General features: G+C 45.1%; 26 protein-coding genes and 1 pseudogene. 7 read left to right on the top strand and 20 right to left on the bottom strand.

All coding sequences use genetic code 11. The features are described 5' to 3' along the window. Positions 1–58: 58 nt before the first annotated feature. From AYW76_RS01335 to AYW76_RS01345, 3 genes are all read left to right on the top strand, one after another. Entirely contained in the window at positions 59–586 is a 528-nt protein-coding gene (locus AYW76_RS01335) for a hypothetical protein (protein WP_067034460.1), read from the top strand. Between the two features lie 86 nt (positions 587–672). Beyond that, positions 673–1,320, top strand: coding sequence for a 5,6-dimethylbenzimidazole synthase (gene bluB / locus AYW76_RS01340; RefSeq protein ID WP_067034463.1), 648 nt, complete (start codon positions 673–675; stop codon positions 1,318–1,320). A 130-nt stretch (positions 1,321–1,450) separates the two neighbouring features. After that, positions 1,451–1,651: a hypothetical protein gene (locus AYW76_RS01345; protein WP_067034466.1), complete on the top strand. Its 201-nt coding sequence runs from the start codon at positions 1,451–1,453 to the stop codon at positions 1,649–1,651. Positions 1,652–1,854: 203 nt separating this feature from the next. Here the strand turns inward: AYW76_RS01345 and AYW76_RS01350 are convergent, their stop codons facing one another. Together AYW76_RS01350 and AYW76_RS01355 are read right to left on the bottom strand one after the other, a co-directional pair. Next, the gene (locus tag AYW76_RS01350) at positions 1,855–2,337 is read right to left on the bottom strand and encodes an FKBP-type peptidyl-prolyl cis-trans isomerase (RefSeq protein ID WP_067034470.1); all 483 of its coding nucleotides are present in this window, start codon (positions 2,335–2,337) and stop codon (positions 1,855–1,857) included. A gap of 169 nt (positions 2,338–2,506) precedes the next feature. Continuing rightward, positions 2,507–2,854 (bottom strand): DOPA 4,5-dioxygenase family protein, encoded by a 348-nt coding sequence (locus AYW76_RS01355; protein WP_067034473.1) that lies wholly within the window; start codon positions 2,852–2,854, stop codon positions 2,507–2,509. Positions 2,855–3,050: 196 nt separating this feature from the next. On the opposite strand from AYW76_RS01355, the gene AYW76_RS01360 reads away from it, so the two are divergent. Further along, positions 3,051–6,518 carry a PAS domain-containing hybrid sensor histidine kinase/response regulator gene (locus AYW76_RS01360; protein ID WP_067214835.1) on the top strand — a complete coding sequence of 1,156 codons (3,468 nt, stop codon included), beginning with the start codon at positions 3,051–3,053 and terminating at the stop codon, positions 6,516–6,518. Here the strand turns inward: AYW76_RS01360 and AYW76_RS01365 are convergent. From AYW76_RS01365 to AYW76_RS01430, 14 genes are all read right to left on the bottom strand, one after another. Beyond that, positions 6,515–7,147 carry a TetR/AcrR family transcriptional regulator gene (locus AYW76_RS01365; protein ID WP_067214838.1) on the bottom strand — a complete coding sequence of 211 codons (633 nt, stop codon included), beginning with the start codon at positions 7,145–7,147 and terminating at the stop codon, positions 6,515–6,517. The genes AYW76_RS01360 and AYW76_RS01365 overlap by 4 nt on opposite strands. A 21-nt stretch (positions 7,148–7,168) precedes the next feature. After that, on the bottom strand, positions 7,169–7,669 hold the full coding sequence (locus AYW76_RS01370) for a HugZ family pyridoxamine 5'-phosphate oxidase (RefSeq protein WP_067214840.1): 501 nt from the start codon (positions 7,667–7,669) through the stop codon (positions 7,169–7,171). Between the two features lie 29 nt (positions 7,670–7,698). Beyond that, on the bottom strand, positions 7,699–8,076 hold the full coding sequence (locus AYW76_RS01375) for a DUF2750 domain-containing protein (protein ID WP_067034487.1): 378 nt from the start codon (positions 8,074–8,076) through the stop codon (positions 7,699–7,701). Between the two features lie 24 nt (positions 8,077–8,100). Continuing rightward, positions 8,101–8,814 carry a pseudouridine synthase gene (locus AYW76_RS01380; protein ID WP_231872519.1) on the bottom strand — a complete coding sequence of 238 codons (714 nt, stop codon included), beginning with the start codon at positions 8,812–8,814 and terminating at the stop codon, positions 8,101–8,103. A gap of 159 nt (positions 8,815–8,973) precedes the next feature. After that, the gene (locus AYW76_RS01385) at positions 8,974–9,591 is read right to left on the bottom strand and encodes a YitT family protein (RefSeq protein WP_067214843.1); all 618 of its coding nucleotides are present in this window, start codon (positions 9,589–9,591) and stop codon (positions 8,974–8,976) included. 187 nt (positions 9,592–9,778) lie between these two features. Then, a complete protein-coding gene (locus AYW76_RS01390; protein WP_067214846.1) occupies positions 9,779–10,234 on the bottom strand; it encodes a hypothetical protein in 456 nt (151 codons plus the stop codon). An 80-nt stretch (positions 10,235–10,314) separates the two neighbouring features. Then, positions 10,315–10,926 carry a cob(I)yrinic acid a,c-diamide adenosyltransferase gene (gene cobO / locus AYW76_RS01395; protein WP_082866049.1) on the bottom strand — a complete coding sequence of 204 codons (612 nt, stop codon included), beginning with the start codon at positions 10,924–10,926 and terminating at the stop codon, positions 10,315–10,317. A 1-nt stretch (position 10,927) separates the two neighbouring features. Next, on the bottom strand, positions 10,928–11,548 hold the full coding sequence (locus AYW76_RS01400; protein WP_067034497.1) for a trimeric intracellular cation channel family protein: 621 nt from the start codon (positions 11,546–11,548) through the stop codon (positions 10,928–10,930). A gap of 13 nt (positions 11,549–11,561) precedes the next feature. Next, on the bottom strand, positions 11,562–12,143 hold the full coding sequence (locus tag AYW76_RS01405) for a histidine phosphatase family protein (protein ID WP_067214850.1): 582 nt from the start codon (positions 12,141–12,143) through the stop codon (positions 11,562–11,564). Continuing rightward, positions 12,143–12,916: an adenosylcobinamide-GDP ribazoletransferase gene (locus tag AYW76_RS01410; protein WP_067214854.1), complete on the bottom strand. Its 774-nt coding sequence runs from the start codon at positions 12,914–12,916 to the stop codon at positions 12,143–12,145. The genes AYW76_RS01405 and AYW76_RS01410 overlap by 1 nt, the downstream gene beginning before the upstream one ends. Beyond that, positions 12,906–13,982: a nicotinate-nucleotide--dimethylbenzimidazole phosphoribosyltransferase gene (gene cobT, locus AYW76_RS01415; protein WP_231872520.1), complete on the bottom strand. Its 1,077-nt coding sequence runs from the start codon at positions 13,980–13,982 to the stop codon at positions 12,906–12,908. The genes AYW76_RS01410 and cobT overlap by 11 nt, the downstream gene beginning before the upstream one ends. Positions 13,983–14,002: 20 nt before the next feature. Next, positions 14,003–14,767, bottom strand: a complete 765-nt coding sequence (gene rlmB, locus AYW76_RS01420) for a 23S rRNA (guanosine(2251)-2'-O)-methyltransferase RlmB (protein WP_067034507.1) — start codon at positions 14,765–14,767, stop codon at positions 14,003–14,005. A 31-nt stretch (positions 14,768–14,798) separates the two neighbouring features. Next, positions 14,799–17,393 (bottom strand): ribonuclease R, encoded by a 2,595-nt coding sequence (gene rnr / locus AYW76_RS01425; protein ID WP_067214857.1) that lies wholly within the window; start codon positions 17,391–17,393, stop codon positions 14,799–14,801. 316 nt (positions 17,394–17,709) lie between these two features. Further along, positions 17,710–18,513: a pyruvate, water dikinase regulatory protein gene (locus AYW76_RS01430; protein ID WP_067214861.1), complete on the bottom strand. Its 804-nt coding sequence runs from the start codon at positions 18,511–18,513 to the stop codon at positions 17,710–17,712. A 186-nt stretch (positions 18,514–18,699) separates the two neighbouring features. On the opposite strand from AYW76_RS01430, the gene ppsA reads away from it, so the two are divergent. Then, a complete protein-coding gene (ppsA, locus tag AYW76_RS01435; protein WP_067214864.1) occupies positions 18,700–21,096 on the top strand; it encodes a phosphoenolpyruvate synthase in 2,397 nt (798 codons plus the stop codon). A 103-nt stretch (positions 21,097–21,199) separates the two neighbouring features. Here the strand turns inward: ppsA and AYW76_RS01440 are convergent, their stop codons facing one another. Together AYW76_RS01440 and AYW76_RS01445 are read right to left on the bottom strand one after the other, a co-directional pair. Continuing rightward, positions 21,200–21,466 carry a DksA/TraR family C4-type zinc finger protein gene (locus AYW76_RS01440; RefSeq protein ID WP_067034518.1) on the bottom strand — a complete coding sequence of 89 codons (267 nt, stop codon included), beginning with the start codon at positions 21,464–21,466 and terminating at the stop codon, positions 21,200–21,202. Positions 21,467–21,985: 519 nt separating this feature from the next. After that, the gene (locus AYW76_RS01445) at positions 21,986–22,303 is read right to left on the bottom strand and encodes a hypothetical protein (protein ID WP_067214867.1); all 318 of its coding nucleotides are present in this window, start codon (positions 22,301–22,303) and stop codon (positions 21,986–21,988) included. A 275-nt stretch (positions 22,304–22,578) separates the two neighbouring features. Between AYW76_RS01445 and AYW76_RS01450 the strand changes: the two genes are divergently transcribed. Then, positions 22,579–23,124, top strand: a complete 546-nt coding sequence (locus AYW76_RS01450; RefSeq protein ID WP_231872521.1) for a stationary phase growth adaptation protein — start codon at positions 22,579–22,581, stop codon at positions 23,122–23,124. A 542-nt stretch (positions 23,125–23,666) separates the two neighbouring features. Here AYW76_RS01450 and AYW76_RS19615 read toward each other — a convergent pair. Then, a pseudogene (locus tag AYW76_RS19615) lies at positions 23,667–23,765 on the bottom strand (hypothetical protein); the annotation flags it as partial. A gap of 372 nt (positions 23,766–24,137) precedes the next feature. Between AYW76_RS19615 and AYW76_RS01460 the strand changes: the two are divergent. Further along, positions 24,138–24,815, top strand: coding sequence for a hypothetical protein (locus tag AYW76_RS01460; RefSeq protein WP_067214874.1), 678 nt, complete (start codon positions 24,138–24,140; stop codon positions 24,813–24,815). A gap of 385 nt (positions 24,816–25,200) precedes the next feature. Here the strand turns inward: AYW76_RS01460 and AYW76_RS01465 are convergent, their stop codons facing one another. After that, on the bottom strand, positions 25,201–25,443 hold the full coding sequence (locus tag AYW76_RS01465) for a DUF1127 domain-containing protein (protein WP_067214876.1): 243 nt from the start codon (positions 25,441–25,443) through the stop codon (positions 25,201–25,203). Between the last annotated feature and the right edge of the window lie 113 nt (positions 25,444–25,556).

Genomic DNA, 25,556 nt, shown 5'->3' on the forward strand with positions numbered 1-25,556 from the left:
GATGCCTAGCTCCCTTGGAGCTAGGCAACTTTATAACAAATAATAAGAAGGTGACTTTATGCTTTGGGAATTAATCGCGACCATCTGTGCTGGCTTAGCTGGGGCTGGTATCGCACTCTTTATCCGCAAGCTGTCCTTTAAGAAAGCACCTAAATGGCTGGTTCCCACTTTAGCAGGACTCGGCATGATCACGTTTCAAATTCAGAGTGAATACACTTGGTATTCACACCAAGCAAGCTTACTTCCTGAAGGGGTTGTGGTTGTTAAAACAGTCGAAGAAGAAGCGCCTTGGCGCCCTTGGAGTATGTTTTATCCTCAGACAACACGCTTCATTGCTGCAGACATCAAAAATGCGGCACAAAACCATGTTAATCAAGATGTGTATTTAGTCGATTTGTATTTCTTTGAACGTCGCTTGGCCGCTAAACGCGTGACACAAGTGATACATTGCGCGGCTGGCGCTCGAGCAAACTTCACTGATCAATTACATGTTCCTAATGGTACTCAGCTAAACAATGATGATTGGGTTCCATTAGCCGATAGCGATCCATTACTTGAAGCTGTATGCGATCATCGCGCTTCATGAAAAGAACTCAGGTAATAACGCTAAAGTAAATTTGTTCTAAGAAGCGTTTTCTCTGACAATAAAAGGCCCTCTCATTGGAGCCTTTTATGCTTTTTGACGATTCTCATCGCGATACTCTCTATAACATCATCTTCCAACGACGAGATGTACGAAGAGACTTCCTCCCCACACCGATCCCTGACGACATCATTCTGCGCTTATTAACCGCTGCACATCACGCACCTAGCGTTGGTTTTATGCAACCTTGGGACTTTATTGTTATAAAAGATCCCTCTACGCGTCGCAAAATTAAAGAAGGCTTTCTAATTGCCAATGAGGTTTCTGCAGATAAGTTTCAAGGGGATAGGAAAAGCCTGTATCGAACGCTCAAGCTTGAAGGGATCGAAGAAGCGCCACTGGGCATCTGCATCACTTGTGATCGCTCGAGAACAGGTGATGTCGTGTTAGGCAAGACGATAAAACCTGAAATGGATCTCTATAGCGCCGTATGTGCCGTACAAAACTTGTGGCTGGCGGCTAGAGCAGAAAACCTTGGCATGGGATGGGTGAGCATTTTAGACGATGATGTACTCTATAACACTCTTAATATACCGCGTGATTTGAATATTATTGGTTATTTTTGTATTGGTTACGTCGAGCAGTTTCAAAACACACCCGATTTACAACAGTTTGGCTGGCAGGATCGACGCCCATTGAAAGATGCCATTCACTTTGAGACCTGGAATACAAAATAGATGAGTTTTATTCAACTGTTAGACTAATTTATATCGTTTGAGTTTAGTGAGTGCTGCACCTATCATGTGCAGCATAAAGTGATGCACTTACCATGAGCAAAACTACTTTAGATAACCAAAGGAGAGTTATATGAAAACTAAATCACTAGTTGAACTAATCGAATCTGTTGATACCAGTTACCTAACAGAACAAGAGCGAGTTGAAGCCATCGCACGAGCACAAGCAGCAGAATACTTTGCTGAATTAGTCGTTTCTGCAATGTCTTGGGTTAAGAACAAACTTGTTGGTAAACGCACTCAGTTCAACCCAGCTAAACACTCCCACGCTTAATCATTGCTAGATTAGCGTTAGGTTAAAGGCGCAAAAATAACACAAAAACGCGCTTACCTAGCCTACCTTCCCTTCTTGCACACTCCTCCTTGTTAGACCTTCAATTTATTCTTATCGCACAAATATTCCGCTACCAGTAAACCAATGGGCATAAAAAAGGCCGCCTATGGCAGCCCTTCTTAGTCTTAGCAAATCAAGCACTGTTAGTGCTGATGACCGCCTTCACCGTGAACGTGACCGTGCTCAACTTCTTCTGCCGTTGCTTCACGAACTTCCACGATTTCTACTTCAAAGCTAAGTGGCTTGCCTGCTAGCGGGTGGTTACCGTCTAGTACAACACCATCTTCTTCTAGACCCACTACTACAACTGGCTGCTGACCATTTGGCGTTTGTGCCATGAACTGCATGCCAACTTCAATAGAATCAACACCTTGGAAGTTTTCACGTGGCACTGATTGAATAAGTTCGTCATGAACTGGTCCGTAACCTTCTTCAGGAGTCACGTCAACTTTCAAAGCATCGCCAGCTGATTTACCCTGAAGTGCGTTGTCTAGACCTTCAATGATATTACGAGCACCACTAAGGAATACTAGAGGCTCTTGACCTGCAGATGAATCTAAAACTTCACCGCTCTCATCAGTCAGGGTGTAGTGCATGCTCACAACTGTGTTTTCTGCGATTTGCATTGTTTTCTCCTAAGTTTGGTTTGGGGAACGAGTGTTTGATTAAAGCAATATATATCGCATCACACCGTCACAACACGCACCCTAAGTTGAAATCGACCACAATGGTAACTAAGCCAAACTTAGTTGACTACCGTATAGGGCGTTTTCTCTTTAATTTCTGTCAATTTGTTTATATTTTAGGCAAAAATTGACTGATATTCAGCGTATGGCTATTGCCTAACCATGATGCCCCCTGAGTATGGTCAAATAATGCGTCGCCACTTAAAGGGTGGAACAATACATCCAAGTTCTGTCGATGGTAAATCAACCATGGGAGAACTCGGTCAAACAGATGCGCAGAAAATGTGATTTGTACACTCCACATGGGGTGAGGTCCAACTTTTTTCTGATGAAAACGCCCTATTGTCACATCATATTGATCGGCTAATTGCTGTGTAATATGCTGTGCGGTTTCAAGTCCAGCTTGATCGTTGTAATAAAGATGGGCATGGTATTCTTTTATATCTTCTACTCTCATAAGAGGGTTTACCTATCCATTATCTAGTGTTGGTAACATGCTACCACTCTATAAAAATGAAATAGACTAGAGCCAAAGAAAAACACCGTTTCATCAGGTGAAATACTCCACTCAAGACCAATGTCTAAAGGCAAGCCCTGCCCGCTGTGCTAAATTAAGCCTCATATTCTTTAGTTAACAGTATAAGAGTGCCTGCATGACGGCTTTTTGGGTTTTACTCGCCATCCTCTACATATTAGGGCTGTTCTGGATTGCCAATTGGGGCGACAAAGACAGCCCTATTGCGAGACGCTTTACTCGCCACCCACTGGTCTACAGCCTTTCTCTGGCGATTTACTGTACCGCTTGGACGTTTTATGGTGCCATCGGTGAAGCGACACGCTCAGGCTGGAGCTATTTACCTATTTTACTTGGCCCGATATTGCTCTACCTCTTTGGCTTTGGTCTTCTACGTAAAATGATCTTCGTAAGCCGTCGGCAAAACATCACCTCCATTGCGGACTTTATCTCATCACGTTATGGGAAACGTCCACTGACCGCGCCTGTCGTCATTTTAATCTGTATGTTAGCGGTGATCCCATACATCGCACTGCAACTTAAAGCGATCGGATCTAACTTTGCTTTATTCGTAAACCAAGACGAAAGTTCGGCAAGTTTAGTCGTGTTTGTCGCGACGGTGCTAATTGGCGTTTTCGCCATGTTGTTTGGTACGCGTAAAGTAGAAGTGACCGAATATCGCTCCGGTATGATGCTAGCGATTGGCAGTGAGTCTTTATTCAAGCTTACGGCCATCATCGCAGTGGGAATGGTGGCTATTTTTGCGGTACCTCACGACTCATTTAACGCATTTTTCGCCTCAGCTGATTTAAAGGTATGGGACACAGGCACCCTCTTTTCCTTTCCATTCCTAATGCAAACCGCAATGGCTGCCGCTGCCGTCATTTGCTTACCACGACAATTTCATGTCACCGTGGTGGATCACCAGAACGATAAACAATCTAAAACCGCTCGTTGGGTGTTTCCACTCTATTTACTGATTTTTGCCGTGCTAATCCCTCCGATTGCGATTGTCGGTCAGAGTATTTTTAGTAGCGATATAAACGGTGATACTTATGTCATTCAACTGGCACTAGAGTCAGAAAACCTTCCTTTACAAATGCTGATGTTTTTAGGGGGCATGTCTGCAACCACTGCGATGGTGATCATCGCCACCTTCGCTTTGAGCATTATGATCAGTAACGATGTAATCCTACCTTTAATGTTGGCACGCAATAAAAACCAACGCCAATCGCTACCAACGTACAATCGACGAATTTTACTTATTCGCCGAATCGCTATGCTGGGCATTCTGGCTTTGTCATTTGTGTATTATCAAGAAATGGCGAACAGTGAATCCTTAGCCAGTACGGGGTTAATCGCATTCTCATTGGTATTTCAGCTGGTACCGGCAGTCATTGGTGGACTGTACTGGAAACGAGGGCATGCATACGGTGTTTATACTGGGTTAACGCTTGGTTTCCTTTGTTGGTTCTTGTGGATGCTTCTGCCCATTACTGGCGGCAGCGACATGTCCTTAGGCAATTACAACTCTCGTTCCGAGTTAATTAGCTACGGGGCTCTGATCAGTTTAATTGCAAACATCATCGGCTATGTCATAGGGTCACTGTTAGCGAACGAACGTTTAGTCGACCGTATCCAAGCCACTGCGTTTGTTACGCCTACGTCGGAAGTCGAAAGCCGTTTCTTCAAGCCTAAAAGCAAAGCCACCAACGGCGACTTATTTGTTCTGCTAGAAACCTTCCTTGGCCAGCAAAAATGCGCTGAGGTAATCAGTAGCTTTAAGCAAAACTATAACGAAGAGCCACTTGCTAACCAGCTCCCTACTAGGCTATTTATCGAGTACTGTGAACGTGTTCTCGGCGGCGTCTTAGGCGGCTCTTCAGCGCGAACCATTATTAACTCACTATTGGTCGACAAGCAGATCAAAGTTGAAGAAATGGTGACCTATCTAGATGAAGCCACACAAGCGATTCAGTTTAACCAAAATCTTTTGTTTATCTCCCTAGATAACCTTGATCATGGAATCAGCGTTGTGGATAAAGAACTGCGAATGGTCGCTTGGAACAAAACCTATATGTCACTTTACCCCTACCCTGAAGGCATGCTGAAAATAGGTTTACCCGTCGAAGAGCTTATTCGTTTTAACGCCGTTAATGGCGAATGCGGCGTCGGCAATATTGAAGAGCTGGTCAATAAACGCTTGGAACATCTACGCAAAGGCACAGGACACCGATTCTTACGTCGCCGAGCCAATGGTCGCGTCATCGAAATGGTAGGAAATCCTCTACCTAACGGTGGGTTTGTGACCAGTTTTACCGATGTCACCGAGCACATTGAAAGCCAGCAAGCGCTAAAAGATGCCAACATCGATCTTGAAAAGCGAGTCGTCGCGCGCACCCAAGAAGTTCAAGGTATCAATCACGAACTCAGACAAGAAATCGACCGTCGTGGGCAAGCTGAACAAGAGCTGATGTCCGCTAAAGCTGAAGCGGAACGAGCCAATGCGTCAAAAACAGAGTTTTTGGCATTGGCCAGTCACGATATTCTGCAACCTTTAAATGCTGCAAAATTGTATCTAGGCGCTTTGCAAGACAGTCATGTTTCTGCCGATTTCGCCAAAACGTTACATAAATTAGGTGACTCTCTAGAATCGACCGAAACCTTGATTTCAACACTGTTAGAAATCGCTCGCCTTGATCAAGGCGCGATCAAACCGGCTTTAACAGATTGCGATATTCAACCGATTATTGAGCCAATTATTGCAGAGTTTGGTGTCATTGCAGAAAGCAAAGGTTTGCACTTAGGCACTCACCTGCGTCCGTGTCGCGTTCACAGTGACCCGATCTATTTGCGCCGTATTATTCAAAATTTTGTATCTAATGCCGTTAAATACACCGAATCAGGTCGTGTATTAATCTCTGTTCGCCCAACCAAGGACCATGTCCGTATTCAAGTGTGGGACACCGGTGTTGGCATTCCTGAAAGCGAACAAGCAAAAGTATTTGATGATTTCTACCGTTGGGAAAATAACCGCGAGCCAGGTATGGGACTAGGGCTTGGATTAGTCCGACGGATGCAAAAACTGCTGGGGGTCTCTACGAACGTACGCTCAACGCCACACAGAGGTAGCTGCTTTACTATTTTAGTTCCTAAAGCTCGTCATGCGGCCAAACCCAAACACAAAGAAACCGTGGTGCCACTGACCACCATCAATAAAGCATTGGCCATGTGCCACATTTGGTGTATTGACGATGACCCAAACAACCTAGAAGCCATGACGACTTTACTCGACAAATGGCATTGTACCTACCGTACATTCAGTCGCTATGAAACAGCTCTAGTAAACGAAGAAGATATGATCCCCGAACTGTTGCTAATGGATTATCAACTGAATGACGGCAACGACGGAATTGAATTGATTGAACGCTTACGTCAACGCTTTAAGCGAGACATTCCTGCTGTTCTTATTACCGCGGTCAGGACGGATGAGCTGGCACAAACTTGCGCCGAGAAAAATATTGCGTATATGCCAAAACCAGCAAAGCCCGCAAAATTGCGAGCTTTGGTTCAGCATATTATTACTCAGCGAGGTCAAGCTGACTAAGCTTGGCTATGAGGAGGCGTTAACCCACAGCCACGTAGAATAATGTCACTTAAGGTATTTCCGACACGTTCTAGATCTGTCTCTTCGTATCGCTCTTTGCCCGTTAAGGCCAAAATCTGAGCTTCGAAGTCTGCATAATGCTGCGTTGTCGACCAAATCATAAAGATGAGTGCTGTGGGCTCAACCTTGCGCATTTTTCCTGATTCAATCCACTGCTCGATAACCCCCACACGCGATTGCAGCCATGGGCGTAGATCTTCTTTAAGGTAGTCGCCAATGTATTGCGCCCCCTGAATCACTTCTTGAGCAAAAATACGTGATGAGCGGCCGTTCTCAAAGCTTTGACGCAACTTAGTACGAATGAACCCATCTAATACAATGGCAGGATCGTCCTCAGCCGTTGCTTTATCGAATAAATCATTCCAACTGTCGGCAATGTTGTTCAACACCTGCTTGTATAGGTTTGCTTTAGAATGAAAGTAATAAACAATATTGGGCTTTGGCAATCCCGCACGTTCGGCGATATGCTGCAGACTCGCACCACCAAAACCTTTCAGACCAAATTCAATTTCAGCCGCTTCTAATATACGCGAAAACACTTCTTCGCGGTTGGCTTGACGCTTACTCATGAGTATTCATATTCCTTCAATTTATCCACGTATATGATCCAATTGATCCGATACAAGGGAATTTGGCGCCAGCTCATAGGCCCGACCAAAACCTTTAACAAAACGTCCGCAGTGCGGCGTTAGTTTAAACATTTGAAAATCGCCTAGCTGTAGTAGCTGAACCACGATATCACCATGACGTTGCACTAATGCGTCGCCGATAATCGCCCAGCGTTTATCGTTTCGCATCACTGTACTAACCGCCATGTCATACTGTAGGCGCCTTCTGGCGTATACTGTATCGCATTCCGACTCATCATCAATGATCAAGACCGACGCTTTTTGTGCTTTTCTTAGGGCTGCTGTATGAAGCGCTAAAGCACTCACTAAAATGTACAGTGAGTTTTCATAAGCGACAAATGGCGAATAGGAAGCAATTGGCGACCCATTCTCATCCACCACCGCCAACATCAGAGATTGTTTGGCTTCCAGAAATAAAGAGATCTCTTGTTCAAGCTCACTGGCTAAGCGCTGATTTTTCACTCTTCCCTCACTGTACTACATCGTTAAATTTACGCGTTAGCTAACAATGCTTTCAAATCTGCTGCGGTGGTTAGCTTGCCTTCGTCCTCAATATTTGGAAAAACGGCTAACGTAATGTTGTCTTGCTCTAAGCTCGGCAGCCACATGCTTAGAAACGTTTCTAACGAGACTTCCACTGGTTCACAGTCATCCCATTCTTCTACCGCCCATTGCGCCGCAAAATCCGCATCTGGCCAAACCATCACACAGTCGCCATCATCGGTTTCGACCATGACAAAGCCTTCTTCGTTACTCAAACTCCAGACGACTTTGCTTTGATTGACGCTGTTAACAAAATACTCAAGACGCACATCGTCAGGAGATGCCAAAAGCTGAATTCGTTGATCTAGGCTCAGTTCTTCGCTCATGTTTAATTCTCTATATTCGACAGTTTAAAATAACGCAACTTCTGCTTCGGTTAACGAGCGGTACTGACCCTCAGCTACATCCGCTACAGTTACAGTGGCAATGGCTTCACGATGTAATCGTTCTACACGATTGCCAGTAGCAGCCAGCATTCGTTTCACTTGGTGATATTTGCCTTCGGTAATACTGAGCAAAATCTCATGGCTTGATACGCGCTCAGCCACAGCAGGCTTAGTCAAACCTTCTTCGTTATTCAGCTGAACACCTTTGCTTAACATTTCAAGATCGGCGTCCGTCACTTCGTCTATTGTCCAAACACGGTACTGTTTAGCACAATCGCTTTTCGGGGACGTAATGCGATGCAACCACTGACCATCTGTTGTCAGCAACAACAGACCTGTGGTGTCCATGTCTAATCGTCCGACAACACGTAAGTCTTTTTGCTCATGGGTTTCGATCAAATCAAGCACGACAGGATGTTCGCCGTCTTCAGTAGCGCACACGTACCCTGCAGGTTTATTAAGTAAGAAGTATTTTTCTTGGGGCCATGCCAAACGTTTATCTCGTAAAAAGATCTCATCCGTCTGTTGTACAGAGTGGTTGGCTTTTTTTATTTCAACACCATTAACTGTCACATTTCCTTTGCCAATTAATACTTTGGCTTCTTTACGGGACAAGCCCAATGTGTGGGAAACATAGAAATCTAGGCGCACGATGGCATCTGAAAAAGATTTTGACATATATTTTTTGGCTGGCTCATTTGATTGGTAAAAGACGTCCTAATAAGACACGCAAATAAGCCATAAAGCAGAGGAAAGTACGACGTTGCGGGCCTTTAGGGCATGATGATAATCATACCTGACCCGCACCGTTTAAGAAATGGAGATTCTAGATCGTTATTAGAAGGAAACGCTGTAACGACCCGGTTTGTGGTTCATGACCAACATAAAGTTAAGCACAATCGCACCCAGCACTGAAATCGCAATCAACGAAATATCGACGACGAAAATGGACATCAAAACGACTGAACAATCGACGGCCATCATGAATTTACCAATCGGCACACCACGAGTTTGGAATAAGTAACGCGCTAGGATATTCAATCCTCCCAAGCTTGCATTATGACGAAACAACATCACAAACCCGACACCAATCAAAAAACCGCCTGCAATGGAGGCATAAATTGGGTTGATATCATTCAAATGCAAAAACATCGGCGTGATATCAGAAAATACCGAAACGAGGAACACAGCGGCAAACGTCTTTAACGTAAATTCCCAACCAATACGGCGGATCGATAACCAATAGAAAGGTAAATTGATCACAAAGAAAATCTGGCCAAATGAAAACGATGTCAAATAGTTTAGCAAAAATGCGATCCCTGCCGTACCGCCCGTCAAAAGCCCAACTTGCGTATAAAAATTAATGCCTAGAGCAATCATCAAGGTACCGGCAATGATTGCTTGCGCATCTTCTAAAAAAGTATGGCGCTTGATATCAGACACAGCCACAGACATATAAACCTCACACTCAATAATTCTAATAAGCGTGTATTTTAGTCTTTGACATCGGTCTACTCTATGGGAGCAGCCTTTTTAAATAGATACATCGACCGTAAAGTGTCCATATTTATGGACACCTTAAGAGCGCAGCAATGTCATGATCAACAACAGCAGTATTCCGCCCAATGCCAGCATCAACAAATCAGTAACCATAACTCCCCTGCCATACCGTTACAGTAGAGGCTTGCTGCTTAAGCCAATTAACACGATGAACCCGTTGAGCAACGGCCAGTTTATTGCCGTACGTCTGCTGAAATAACCCCCACTCAAAGCGAATATGATTCGCAACGTGGTCAATCAATTGACGATGTTCTGGCAGGATATTGGGAGCAACAATGACACTTTGTAGAAAATGTACGCCGCGTTCAAAATAGTCGTTCGCCTGAAGCCATTCCTTCATTGAAATGGACACTTCAGCCAGACTCATATAACTGACAACCACCGCCGAAACGGCAGATTCCGCATCGAGCTGAAAATCGTCTTCAAAGGTAGCTTCAGCACAGGCTAAGGCTTTTTTACCCAATTCCTGTGCATCAACATAGTCTGCACGTGTATGTGCTTCATTTGCTTGTCGAGTTAAATGTTGCCAGTAAACCATAAGACTCCCCCTCCTTTAGATAACAATGATTATCATCTACAGGATAAAGAAAGTCCACACAAATGAGAAAGATTCTCAAACTACCATTCAATTCCCGGTTGCGCTTTGACGCCATGCTCAAACGCGTGACGCTCGTTCGCAATTTTACTATGTGTATCAACACTATCGAGTAGCTCACGCGGTGCTGTCCGCCCAGTCATCATCACATTCTGATGCGCTGGTCGATGAGCAAGCGCTTGCACTAAGTCTGCCGCATTTAAGTAGCCGTACTTGTACATATAAGTAATTTCATCTAACAAAACAAAATGCACCTCTGGGTTAGACAACGCTTGCTGCGCGACCTCCCATGCTTGATTAGCCGCTTTCTGCTCAAGCTCAGGATCACGTGTTTCCCAAGTAAAGCCGTGGCCCATCACATGAAAGTCTACTTGCGGGTGCTGGCCAAAAAACAATTGCTCGCCGGTTTCTTTGCGACCTTTGATAAACTGCACAACTGTGGCTTTTTGACCATGACCAAGGGAACGCGCCATGGTACCAAACGCACTGGAGCTTTTGCCTTTACCGTTGCCTGTCAGAAGAATGCTGACACCGCGCTCTTGTGTTGCAGCAGCAATCTTTTTATCGACCACTTCTTTTTTCTTTAAGCGCTTAGCCATCTCGATGTCTGCTAGCTGTTCTGGTGTTCTCTCCATTTTATGAGTCTCTTTTTTTAAATAGTAACCAGCTTGGGTAATACAAGCCTTTATGGATTGCGAGGATTCTAAGTATAAAGATCAAAAAGGCCGCGTAAATCGAGTTATATTCATGCCAAGGCAGATTTTGTTCCAATAACACCATCAGCATCGCGCCTAAAAATGCGGGGGTTGCATAAAACTCTTTACCTAATACCAACGGCGCACGGTCGCTTAACAAGTCACGAATGATACCGCCTGCAACCCCCGTAATAACCCCCATGGTGATGGCTATAATCGGAGAGAAGCCAAGCGTTAATACGCGCTCTGTTGCCACGACGGTAAACAATGCCAAACCAAATGAATCCGCATAATGGAACACTTGTTGACGGTGTTCGATAACACGCACACCAAAAAAAGCAAACACAGATGACACAATCGCGATCCAAAGATAAGACGTATCTTCGACCCAATACACCGCATCCATTCGTAGCACGACATCTCGAATCGTGCCGCCTCCTAACGAGGCGACCATCCCCAACAGTACAATGCTGAAAATGTCCATATTACGACGCCCAGCAGAAATCACGCCGGTAATTGCAAAGGCCGCAATACCGAACATGCCTAATACATAAAGCAGCATCTTGTCTCCTCGCTTACGCGGTCCAGTCGCCGGCACCTAATCGGTTAAGCAAAGCAAAGCTTTCTCCAACATCAAGTTCAGTGATACTGGAGTAAGTCGGATTAAAGCGGAAACACTGCTCTAGAGGAAACTCACACAACGCCACCAACAACACCTTAATCACACCAGAATGGGTCACCAATACCGTATCTTGGTCAGCCTTTCGTATGCTTTCAAACCAAGCCATTAACCGTGACAATAGGTCATTTAAGGATTCCCCTTGATAAGGCGAAGAATGCATCAGATCGGTGCGCCAAGCATCGATTTCAGACTTAGGAATGTCATTCCACAAACGATTTTCCCAATCACCAAAATCCACTTCTTTTAACGCCTCAACAGGTTTCGAAGCTGAGTTCAGTTGTTCGGCTAACAGACGTGTTCGTGTTAACGGGCTATGATAAAACTGCCATGCTTTGTCTGGATAATAACGTGCCAGCCAATCGTCAATTGCTTGAGCATCACTCTGCCACGTCGCAACCAGCGGTACATCCGTTTGCCCATAACACAACCCTTTCGCAACATCTGGCTCTGGATGTCGAATCAACAACAGCTTCATTACGCTTGCCCCCCTAATAATGTAAACAATAACAACAGTTCTGCGATTTGCTCACTCGCACCTAACGTGTCGCCGTTATACCCTTGTATGCGTCGGCGCAAATACACTAAGCACGCAATGAAACACAGGACCAATGTAAACAGCATCGATACAAACATTGCTCCACCCACCATCAGGGCAACACACAGCATCGATAACACCACCCATAGAACACCACGTACAGTAAAAGGTGAGATCATTGCCCGAGCTTTACTATCACCTTGATTGACATAATTAAGACTCGCCATAATCGCCAAAGGTAGCCAGCGAGCACCAACATGAACACTGATCCACCCCATCAACACAGCTCCTATATCGGCGTGCCAATTGGCTTGGGTCAACCACTGACTCAGCAGCCACCACTTCAAAGCAAAACTAAACAGTCCAGCTAAGACGCCATAACTGCCCACGCGAGAATCCTTCATAATGGATAAGCGCTGCTCAGGCGTCCAACCGCCGACTAAGCCATCGCAGGCATCCATTAAGCCATCCTCATGGAAAGCCCCTGTCAGCAACACCGCTGACAGCATCATTACAATGGCCTGAAACGCAGCAGACCAGTCTGACATCAGCAATGGCCAAGCACTGATCAGTGCGACAACAACACCGACCCATGGTAAAAAGCACACGCTAGGCGTGTGCTTTTTTGGGGAGCCCCACTCAATGTTTAGCGGGATTCGTGTGTAGGTAGCAAGGCTTCTTAAAAAGCCCTGCCAATCCTGATCAAGTCGCATTGCTCACTCCTGCCGACTCAAAACTCGCCATCTCATTAAAAAATGCTACCGCACTTTGAATAATCGGATAACTCAGAATCGCACCCGATCCTTCGCCCAAACGTAGATCCAATTTCAGAATAGGCTCTGCATTGAAATACTCGAGCAGCGCTTGATGGGCTTGCTCATTCGACTGGTGAGCAAAAATAGCGTAATCCACCACATGGCTCTGCAGCTTACTGGCAAAGAGCAACGCTACTGTACAAATAAAGCCATCTACCACAAACGGTTTGCCTAACTCAGCGCAACGTAGCATCGCACCTGACATCGCCAGTATCTCTAAACCGCCCACTTGCGTCGCTACTTCCCAAGGCGCCCACTCGCCGATTGGCTTATTCAATTCCGCCTCAGCACGCTGCAATGAAGCCGCAATGATATCCGCTTTTCGCGAAACACCTTGTTCGTCTAAGCCTGTGCCTCGACCTGCTGTTTGCTCAGGAGCTTGGCCGGTCATCGCACTCAACATGCACGACGACACACCAGTATTACCAATGCCCATCTCACCAAATAATAAGATGTCGACCCCTGATTTCTCTGCACTCTCAACTTCCTTTGTGCCTGCTTCGAGCGCTTGATTCACTTGTTCAAGCGTCAGTGCCGGAGCCATAGAAAAGTCTTGGCTTGCGTAGGCCACCTTACGTTTTGACAGTAGCGGATGATCCGGTAGATCGACTTTAACCCCTACGTCCACGACTTTTAGGGCCACACTATGCTGACGACAAAAAACACTGACGGCGGCACCACCGGCCAAAAAATTCGTCACCATCTGTGGCGTCACTTCTTGGGGGAAAGCACTAATACCTTGATCCACTGCGCCATGATCGGCCGCAAAGACCAGCATCTGCGCACGTTGCAACGACGGCACCAAGGTGCGTTGAATACGCGCAACTTGAAATGCAATCGATTCTAACCCACCAAGCGAACCTGGTGGTTTCGTTTTAAAATCAATTTTATGTTGAATATCGTTGTCTAACTCACCACTTAGCGCAGTGACTTCAAAGCTTTTTAACACAACCGTTTCACTCACCTAATAACCATCAACGTAGGTTATACACCTGCTTTCACAGCACGTTGACGTACAACTTCATACAAACAAACGCCCGTTGCCACGGAAACGTTCAAACTGGTGACAACACCCGCCATTGGCAGTTTGATCAGGTAATCACATTGTTCGCGTGTTAAACGACGCATGCCGTCACCTTCCGCGCCCATAACAATGGCTGTTGGAATGGTTAAGTCTTGCTGATAAAGCGTTTGAGTTGCTTCGCCTGCGGTGCCAAAGATCCAAACACCCAGATCCTGAAGTTTCTTCATCGCACGCGCCAAGTTTGTCACCGAATACACAGGCATACTTTCTGCCGCGCCACAGGCTACTTTGCTCACCGTTGCGTTTAACGTCGCTGATTTATCTTTTGGAATGACAAGTGCGTGCGCGCCAGCTGCATCGGCACTTCGTAAACAAGCGCCTAAGTTATGCGGGTCTGTGACACCATCAAGGATAATGATCAGTGGTGTTTCCTCGAGGTTTTTCACCATACGCTCGAGATCTTTCTCATCACCCATTTTAGTCACTTCAGCGTAGGCAACCACACCTTGATGAACCACACGATCTTTACTGCTGGTAAACAGCTGATCAAGGTCGCGGCGTGGCACTTGCTGAATGCGAATTTTTTGTTCCTGACACAACTTAATAATACGCTGCATCTTCTTGTCGTCTCGCCCCTCTTGAAGGCGAACTTCTTTCACTTTACCGTCTTGGCCTAGCGCGTTTTCTACGGCATGAAGGCCGTATACCCAATCTAAATCTGCCATTTGGCTGTACTACTCTTTTCAGAAATTGTGGTTAATCTTTAGCACGCGCTTTGGCATTGCTTTTCTTTTTCACCTTGGTCTTAAGCTTCTTGGCTTTGTTACCAATGGCTTTCTTTGCTTTTTTCAAAGGTGATTTTTTATCCGTTTCAGCGGCAGGCTTTTTACTTTTGGGCTTTTTGCCTTTGCTTGAATCCTTTTTCTTATTGGACTTTTGCTTGGGCTTATTGCTCCATTCCTCTTCAGCTGGCGCTTTTTGGCCTGCACGATCACCCGTTGCTTCGGACTTCGAACGTCCACCAAGCTCGATTGGAGGCAGTTGAGCCAACTGCATTTCAAGTTCGGTCAGCTCATTACGATCCATACGAGGCCTAGACTTAGGTTTTGGCTTCGCACGGTTATTAACCATTTTTAGGTCAATCTTGCGCTGTTCTAAGTTAACACTCGCAACTGTGACACGAACCTGTTCACCCAAACGATAAACTTTGCCCGTACGTTCGCCGATCATCGCTTGATGCTCAGGGTCATGCACAAAGTAGTCATCGCCTAAGCCTGATACGTGAACCAAGCCATCGACATACAAACCACCGAGCTCCACAAACAAACCAAATGGTGTTACAGCTGTTACGATGCCATCAAATTCTTGATCAAGATGCTGCTCGACATATTGGCATTTCAACCAAGACTCTACATCACGAGTGGCTTCATCAGCACGACGTTCAGTAACCGAACAGTTTTCACCAAACTGATCCATTTCTGCATCATCGTAATCGTAAATTTTGTTGGCTTTTATCGTCGGGCTACCCGGTACTTTATAAGCTTGACGCATTTGTGGCGCGCCTTCACCGCGGATCAAATAACGAATAGCACGATGTACCAATAAATCTGGGTAACGACGAATAGGCGAAGTAAAATGCGTGTAGGCGTCGTAAGCTAAGCCAAAGTGGCCAACGTTATCAGGCTGATACACCGCCTGAGACATAGAGCGCAATAGCATTGTTTGAATACTGCGTGCATCCGCACGATCACGGATTTTCTCAGCAAGGTCTGCGTAATCTTGTGGTGTTGGTTTAATGCCGCCACCCATTTCTAACCCAAGTACTGATAAGTAAGTGCGCAGAGTAATCAACTTCTCTTCACGCGGGCCTTCATGGATACGGAATAACGCCGAAATATTCGCTTTAAGCAACAACTCAGCAGACGCCACGTTAGCCGTTAACATGCACTCTTCTATCAGTTTGTGCGCATCATTTCGCTCAATGGGCACGATTTGATCGATCTTCGAATTCTCGTCAAACACCATACGTGTTTCGACAGTATCAAAGTCCATGGCGCCACGAATTTCACGTGCTTCACGCAATACTTTATAAAGACTGTACAGCTCATCGATGTGCGTGATGATATTTTGGTAACGCTCGCGCAGCTCAACGCCCTGTTCATCTGGCTCAGGTGCAATCATTTTTGCAACTTTTGAATACGTCAGACGAGCATGAGAATTGATAATGCCTTCGTAAAATTTATAGCCACGCATTTTGCCACGGCTGGTCAACGAAATTTCTGCCACCATCGCCAATCGATCAACATTTGGATTCAAAGAACACAAACCGTTCGACAGCACTTCCGGCAACATTGGGACTACTCGCCCAGGGAAATACACTGAGTTACCACGTAGAATGGCTTCCTCATCTAAAGGAGAGCCTTTTTTCACATAATTCGAAACATCGGCAATGGCAACGTACAGTTTCCATCCGCCAGCGGTTTTTTCACAATATACCGCGTCATCAAAATCACGTGCATCTTCGCCATCGATGGTTACAAATGGCGTTTGGCGCAAATCCACACGGTGTAGTTTATCTTCTTCGGCCACTTCCGTAGTGAAGTGACGAACTTGTTTTTCAACCTCTTTCGGCCACTCGTTAGGGATATCGTAATTATGAATCGCAACATCGATTTCAAGACCTGGCGCCATAAAGTCACCAAGGATCTTTTTCACGATGCCTTTCGCTGGCGTACGACGGTCTGCGTAAGTCACAATCTCGACCAAAACGTATTGGCCATGATTCGGATTCAAACCTGATGACTGCTCGATCATTACGTCTTGCGAAATACGCGGGTTTTCAGGTGTTACAAAAGCCGACCCGCTCTCTTCATAGTAACGCCCCACCAAGCTGGTGTGCTTGCGCTGCTTGACTTCAACCACAACGCCGTCAAGTCGACCTTTAATGGTTTTACCGGATAATCGCGCTACCACGTAATCACCGTCCATCACCGACTGCATCTGGCGCGGCGATAAGAAAACGTCATCGGCATCAGAGCGAAGCAAGAAGCCATGGCCATCTTTTTGACCTTGGACATAACCTTCAATCAGCTCGCTATCCAACACAGGTGCATAGGCATCGTCTGCGTTACTGACCAACTGATGGTCACGACACATGGCAATCAAACGTCGACGAGCGGCTTCAATGGAATCTTCGTCTTTTAAATTAAATGCTTCGCACAGTTCAGGGTGAGTAACAGGATGACCCACCGAGGCAATGTGCTCTAGAATGTATTCGCGACTTGGAATGGGATTATCGTATTTTGATGCTTCCCGATCTCGAAATGGGTCATGAATGCTTTTTTTACTCAAACGGTACCGTCCTATAAGTAGAAGCTCGCCTTTGCGCACTTCTTTAAATGTGTGTTTATCTATGGGTTAAGTATAAGTTATTCTTAAACAATACTCTCTAGCTCACACTACAATCTTCATCATAGCTGCAAGTTACCTCGCTTAATCTTAGTAATTACACAACATATCTGTCGCTTCATGACTATTTTGGTAACAAACTTGAATTAGATTAACCTCTAAAAACCATAAAAATGCGCTTAAAGCGCTCGATATACGATAAAAAATAGGCCATCTGGCCGACATATCAACTTTTTAGATGGGTTTCTATGCTTTTCTCTTAACCTCGATTTCGGCTTAAATGCATCTCTGCCATGATTCTGGTGGAAATTTCCTCCACTGATAAAAACGTCGTATTCAAAAACGGTACACGTGCTTGACGATAAATCGCCTCAACTTCATCCAGTTCATAACGACATTGTCGCGAGGACGCATATTTACTCGCCGCCATGCGTCCCGTGCGAATTTCATGCAAGCGATCTGGATTAATCGTTAAACCAAACAACTTGTGTTTGTGCGGCTTCAAGACTTTCGGCAACCCCACATTATCAAAATCGTCTTCCGTTAATGGGTAGTTTGCCGCTTTAATGCCATACTGCATCGCTAGATATAAACTGGTCGGCGTTTTACCTGAGCGAGACACGCCTAATAAAATAATTTCCGCTTCATCGTAGTTTTTGACAGAAGCCCCGTCATCATTAGCCAAAGCATAGTTAATCGCGTCTATCCTGCAATCATAAACCCCCGCCTTAATACCATGCGCTTTTTGCGCATTAGGCTGCGCAGGCACACCTAACGCTTTTTCTATAGGTGATAACAATTCACCAAACAAGTTATAGCAATGACTGTCACAGGATTCGATCACGGCACGAATCTTTGGATCCGAAATGGTAAAGAATACTAACGTCTTTTCGCCTCGACCAGCCTCTTCTTGAAGCTGACGGCAAAAGCCATGCGCTTGATCCAAAGTACTGAGAAACGGCACACTTTCTTGCTTAACCGCCACATCAAAAAATGACAGCATGGCCTGACCAAATACTTCCGCAGTGATCGCGGTACCATCTGAAACAAAATATACTTTCACTGTAACACTCCATTTTTGTTGTAAAACAACCACATGAAAAAAACTGATTGAAATAAAACAACATCAAATAATCAATTTTATTCATCTACGTGTCTCTTTTTACAATGACTCTATTCGTTATTGGTTGGCAAGCTAATGAACGACAACAAAAAATAATCATTTTCATAGAGCAAGCTGGAGTACAGTGTGAGCAATTTTATTAAGTGGTTTAGTGATCTTCGTCTTGAAGACGTAGGCGAAGTCGGTGGAAAGAACGCGTCTTTAGGCGAAATGATTTCCAACCTGTCTGATTTAGGTATTCAAGTACCCAACGGCTTTGCTACCACTGCTTATGCTTATCAAGCGTTTCTAGAGGAAAGCGGCCTAAATAAGCAAATTCACGATTTACTGGATTCTCTAAACGTTGATGATGTACAAGCGCTAGCGCAAGCAGGCAAATCGATCCGCACATGGATCGAAGAAGCGCCATTCTCTGACGAATTCAATCAAGAAATCGAACAAGCTTACTCTCAGCTTTCCAATGACAACGAAGGCGCCTCGTTTGCAGTACGCTCTTCTGCGACCGCTGAAGATTTACCGGACGCCTCTTTTGCGGGTCAACAAGAGACGTTTCTAAACGTGCAAGGTTTAGACGCCGTCAAACTGACCATCAAACAAGTATTCGCCTCTCTATTCAATGACCGCGCCATCTCTTACCGTGTCCACCAAGGCTTCGAGCATAAAGGTGTTGCCTTGTCAGCGGGCATTCAAAAAATGGTACGCAGTGACATTGGCGCATCAGGCGTATTGTTCACGCTGGACACAGAATCTGGTTTTGATGACGTTGTGTTCATCACTGCGGCCTACGGTCTAGGCGAAATGGTGGTTCAAGGAACCGTTAACCCGGACGAATACCATGTACACAAAGCAACCTTAGATGCAGGTCGCCCTTCTGTGGTTCGTAAAACGCTGGGCAGCAAAGCTCAGAAAATGGAATACGCCGCAGCGGACAGTGACGAATTTGTTCAAATCGTTCCCGTCGCACTGGATCAGCAAAACAAATTTGCTCTAACAAACGAAGAAATCGAAGATCTGGCACGTCAGTCATTGATCATCGAAAAGCACTACCAGCGCCCAATGGACGTTGAGTGGGCGAAAGACGGCATCGACGGCAAAATCTACATCGTACAAGCGCGCCCTGAAACGGTTCGCTCGCAATCCAATGCACAAAGCATGGAAAGCTACAATCTTAAAGACTCAGGCCCAGTCCTAACGACTGGCCGAGCCATCGGCCACAAGATTGGCTCAGGTTCTGTAAAAGTGCTTAGCTCCATCACTGAAATGGACCGCATTCAAGAAGGTGACGTACTGGTAACAGACATTACCGATCCTGATTGGGAACCTATCATGAAGAAAGCCTCCGCTATCGTAACTAATCGTGGCGGTCGTACCTGTCACGCAGCGATCATCGCGCGTGAATTAGGCATTCCAGCGGTTGTGGGGACAGGTGATGCAACAGAGACACTTAAAAGCGGACAAGATGTCACCGTTTCATGTGCACAAGGCGATATGGGCTTTGTTTACCAAGGTGAGCTGAAATTCGACGTTGTCACGTCTGAAGTGGGCAACATGCCTCAGCTTCCGGTAAAAGTGATGATGAACGTAGGCAACCCAAACCGCGCTTTTGACTTTGCTATGCTACCCAATGCAGGTGTGGGTCTAGCGCGTCTAGAGTTCATCATCAACCGCATGATCGGTATTCACCCGAAAGCTCTGCTGAACTTCGACAAAATGGATGCCGGTCTTAAAGAAGAAATCAATCATCGTATCGCAGGCTACGCTGGTCCAGTTGAATTCTACGTTGAAAAGCTTGTAGAAGGTGTCTCGACACTGGCCTGTTCATTTGCAGACAAACCCGTGATCGTGCGTTTATCTGACTTTAAATCGAACGAATACCACAACATGGTCGGCGGTCCTCAGTTCGAACCAGATGAAGAAAACCCAATGCTGGGCTTCCGCGGTGCGGCGCGCTACATAGACGAGTCGTTCCGTGATTGCTTTGCTCTCGAATGTGAAGCCATGCGCCGCGTTCGCAACGAAATGGGCTTCACCAACGTACAAATCATGATTCCATTCGTGCGTACGCTTGAAGAAGCAGAACAAGTGATTGCTCTACTGGCGGAACATGGCCTAGTACGTGGCGAGAACGGTCTTAAAATTATTATGATGTGTGAGCTACCATCAAACGCTCTACTGGCGGATGAGTTCTTAGAATTCTTTGATGGCTTCTCAATCGGCTCAAACGACTTAACACAGCTGACACTGGGCCTAGACCGTGACTCTGGTTTGATTGCAGACAAGTTTGATGAACGTAACCCTGCGGTTAAGAAACTGCTCAAAATGGCGATCGAAGCCTGTAAAGCAAAAGGAAAATACGTTGGTATTTGTGGCCAAGGCCCATCCGATCACGCAGATTTTGCCGACTGGTTGGTGGCACAAGGTATCGACAGCGTCTCTTTAAACCCTGACACAGTGGTTGAGACATGGCTGCATCTTGATGAAGTCTTAAAAGCTAATGCTTCATTGAGTCAGAACGCTGTTTAATTAACAGCACTCTCTAAGTTCTTAGCCCCGCAACTGCGGGGCTTTTTTTTGATCAAATGACACCCTATGGTTCTTATGTGTCCAATCCATCCTAGGTACAACGCTAACGCAACTGGCTGTCTTTACTGCCACTACGGTTATAAAGACTCTGAGCCTTGTCGCTGCTTTCTAATTCGGACTGACAAGCGATGCACAAACGCACACCAGGAATCGCATTGCGGCGCTTTTCAGGAATCTCTGCGTCACATTCTTCGCAGAACTCTAAACTATCACCCACCGTCAAACGACTACGCGCACGCTCGACCGCCGAGTTAACCGTTGCATCAATTTGTTCTTGCACCGCACCTTCGTGCGCCCATCCGCTTGCCATAGGTACTCCAATATAAATTCAATTATTCAATCTAGCCGATAAGTATAGAAAGCAAACTGGATAGAAACAACCAAGATTAAAACCGAAAAAACCGCATTGTGTTGCCATAACGACACCGTACAGCAATACGTCAAATAGCAACAACCAGCAGCTAAGATGCCTAAGCGTGGCGTGTTACATTTTTTATTCATGAAGGAGTTTTCATAGGTGCGCTCAGTCCAGAAACGAAAAAGCCTCGCTGATCGCGAGGCCTAGAAATGACAAAGCCCAACACGTTGACTGGGCTTTGATATGTTTGGTTGCCGCTTAGACAGAATCTTCACGGCATGGACAAAATGTACTCGCTAACTTTCTAGGTCGCAGGCTCATCGCGTGCGCAAAAACTGGAATGTCGTTCTCTTCTTATGAAAGCGACAAAACGCCCCGAAACACTTTTAACTCGTGCACTCTCGGTTTATACAGCCACTTTTCAATGGCGGTATTCTGGCGGTATCTTATAGCAAAGATAAAAAAGTGCGCTTAAAAGCCTGCTTCATCTACTGCACGCTCTACAGCATCGTATATATCTTTTTCAATAGCTTTAACTTGCGCCTTTTCTTTCTCTGTCAGTTTCGGCCCAGAAACCGCCTCACCAGTCAAACTTATTGGTGGATCATCAGGGCGTCCCATTTGGTAGTTTTCTTCTTTTTCTCGCTCCCTCAGGATATCACCTAATGCACCACCAATTGCATCACTGCGAGGCGTACCATTTTTAGCGATATCTATTGCGGCAGCTCTGCAAACGTCATCGATAATAGAGCCTCGTTGCTCATCCATCATGTCTTGATAGTCATCCATTTCAATCTCCTTGATGTTTAGGATTGGCCGTGTAGAGTATTGTTTAAAATTGAATTTAGCAAACGTAAGACATAAAAAAGCCCAGTAGAGGCAATAACAAGACAAGCTCTGCTTTAGTATCTGGCAGCATTAGTTGATCACTTCACTATAATCCTAGCTGGTAGCTATTTTGCTTGTACAAAAGCACTTCTGTACATTTGTACAGTTTGGCTTCCCACGGAGATTCGAGCAGTTATAATCTCAAGTTCTTATGATGAGCATGGAACGGAAGAGCGTTGAGAAAGATAGATGAAGTTGAGGCTTGGAGGCCGTATGTAGACCCGCTTGATGGAACGGTTTACGGCCTAAGCCACCTTAACGCTCACGAGGTTACCTATTCAACTGTTTTTAAAGGACAAACAGAAAAATATACCTTTATTGTCTCTTATTCTTTCCATTGCTTTGCTAAAGACTATGAGCACCAAGTTCAAGAAGAATTGGAACGGTTGATGTACCACGCCCCTAATGCAAGTCGTCCATTTTGCGTTCAGCGGTATGAATTATCGAAGAAATATCTGAGGCAAATCGTGGAGAGTTTGGGAGATAAGGGCACGTATATTGGGCATGCTGGCTTTGGCAGTTACGCAACCGTATCGATCCCAATTGAAGATGGCAGTAGCATGTACTATTTCGTTCCTTTCAAAGCTTATCGCGAAAAGAAACAGCTACGAATACACATCACTAGCGCGTACCCAATTGATGAGCGACAGAAGCTAAAAAAGGTTAACTTTTTCAGCATCGCGAAGAATCTTAGGCAAGGTAGACAACCACCAAAGCCTTAAAATAACAAAACCCGCCTAAAAGCGGGTTTCGTCGAGCATTGATTCTAACTTGAGCCTATGCCCGATATTCAGATAGCCTTTACCGGATTGCCCTCGACCAATTGGTAGCCGGATGTGTGATGTTAATCACTCTGCTGCATCCATTGTTATCAGGTTACCCTGTAACTGGCTTAAGATTAGCCAATCCGCCCATAGCTGTAAAGTGATTTTTAAAAATCAATTTACACCCCATCCCCAAATCCCCTGCCCGCTGCGGTTTTCACACGCTCGATGCTCTCATCCACCCAATGTAGATTGGTTTGCATGCTGGCGATTTGGTGTTGGTAGTGGCGGAGTTGGTTGACGAGGCCCATGACATCGACGGCGGGTATAATGGCGATGTCTTGTTCTATGCCTATGGATCGGGCGATGTTATTTAGGATTTGGTATTTGTCGAGGGATTCTGGTGCTGGTAGGCTGGGTTGCTCGCGGAGCTGGCGTTCGCATTCGATAAAGTAGCGGCGGGCTTATTTGCCTTTCTCGTTGCGTTCGACCATGGCGAGTTATTTCGCCATATCGAGGGAGATGTAATAGTCTTTTGTCGCGCCTCGATTCCCGTACGCCCGTTTTGGCGAGCGGCTAATAACAACGAAGTCGGTGTCTTCTTCAAAGCCATCATTGACCTCCTTCGGGTCATCATGACCACCCGGATCAAGGCTCCAATCTTAATTAGGGTAGTGGGTCAACTACTCAGGCTGGAACTACCATCCGAAGGTACGGCCAGCAAAAGGCTGCCCAAACAGTGACCCACCACATAGGCGGATTCCGACCACAAAAAAACACGCGGTGCGTTTTTAGGCCATTGCTGCAAAGCGAGATCTTAATCACGACACTGGGATTTTGCAATTGCATGGACAATAGCATAGGCATGCTTAATATATTTCAATATTTTAGAGCGAATTCCATTCAACATTTTCCAAATAAATGCAACCATACTCATATAAGTCAAAGCGGTTAAAGGGAGAGTAATACTAATGGGTATAAAGGACTACGAATGGTGGGCATGTTGCACTATGCTCGGGGCAATATTCTATACGCTAGGTACTTTAGTTGGTTACCCAATATGGTCAAGTGATACTGATGCCATGTCTATTATGGCTAATTTAGCAACTCTATTAGCTGGGATTGGTGCAGCTATCGCTGCATTTTATGCTTACAGATCTTTCGAATCATGGCCAAGCAGACAACAGCAACAACACACAAATGAAGTAATAAGACAAAAAGAACTTCACAGATTAGAGCGTTCATCTGAAAGCCTCAAAGAACTCAGTCGAGCCTACGAACAGACGATGCTTGAACTTTTTAGGTTCTGCAAACAGACAGTTAATACTCAAGCAGCCGAAGGTTTTGCTAAAAGTGGTGGACATTTTATAGATAAATATCTAAAGCAATATAAGGACTTAATTGAAGCACAAAACAGGTTTATGGATAATCTATCATCTTATAAATCTGCCTATTCTAGCCATAGATACATTCTTGGCGAAGATACAATTGACGTATACAGCGGTGAAAAAATTCTAAAATTTTATGAAGATTTAACCGAAGGAAAAAGACAATTTAATGATGGTGACGTTAAGAGTATCACTGAGTTTCATAACAAGGGAACAGCTAAGATAGAGACATTATTTAAAGAGCTTTACGCTACCAACTAAACAACATCGTTCAATTTGCCATTGATCCAAGACTCTAAAAACTGAGTGTTGAGCTCTGTAAGAGAATCGATCGGAGTCAAAGTAAAATTAAATATTTAAGATCAGCCATCGCTACTTTTCAGACAACCTTCTTTCATTCAACTCCCCTCCAGCATTTACCGTTACCATATTAGTAGCATCATTCATTGTTAGCAATCGTATGAAAATTGCATCTAACTTGCTTAGCCATTTAAGGAAAGCAGTTTAGTTGCCTTTAATGGCTGATCTAAGAACTAACGAGAAAGTAGCTCGTGATACGCGACCGTTTATAAAAGACCATAAAGCCACTTATAATCAGTAATATAAGTGGCTTTTATATTCATTTTGCTCAAGCAATACTGGATTTTCACTTCCATAATGGCTTGCGGGTTTCTTGATCAACATCGGCTGCTGTGAGCCCAATGTCTTTCAGTTGCGACTCATTTAACGTGTGCAATCTACTCCGTGTGCGCCAGTTGTGGGCCACTTTTTTAAAAAGCTGCTTCCATGCGTTTATTTTAATTTTACCTAATATATATCTTCCATTTGATGCTACGCCGATCGTGCAAGGATTAACGCACTTCAATTGTACCTCTGGATTCGTCTTCATCACGTTTCTCCTGTGTTCTCATTATCGCTGGGCTTGGTTTGTGATTAAATAATCAACAATAAGCTGTCATAGGACAAACGAGAAAAAGCAGACTATGATTTAGAAAAACTTAT

This window comes from Marinomonas gallaica (assembly GCF_001639745.1).
Classification (GTDB): Bacteria; Pseudomonadota; Gammaproteobacteria; order Pseudomonadales; family Marinomonadaceae; genus Marinomonas; species Marinomonas gallaica.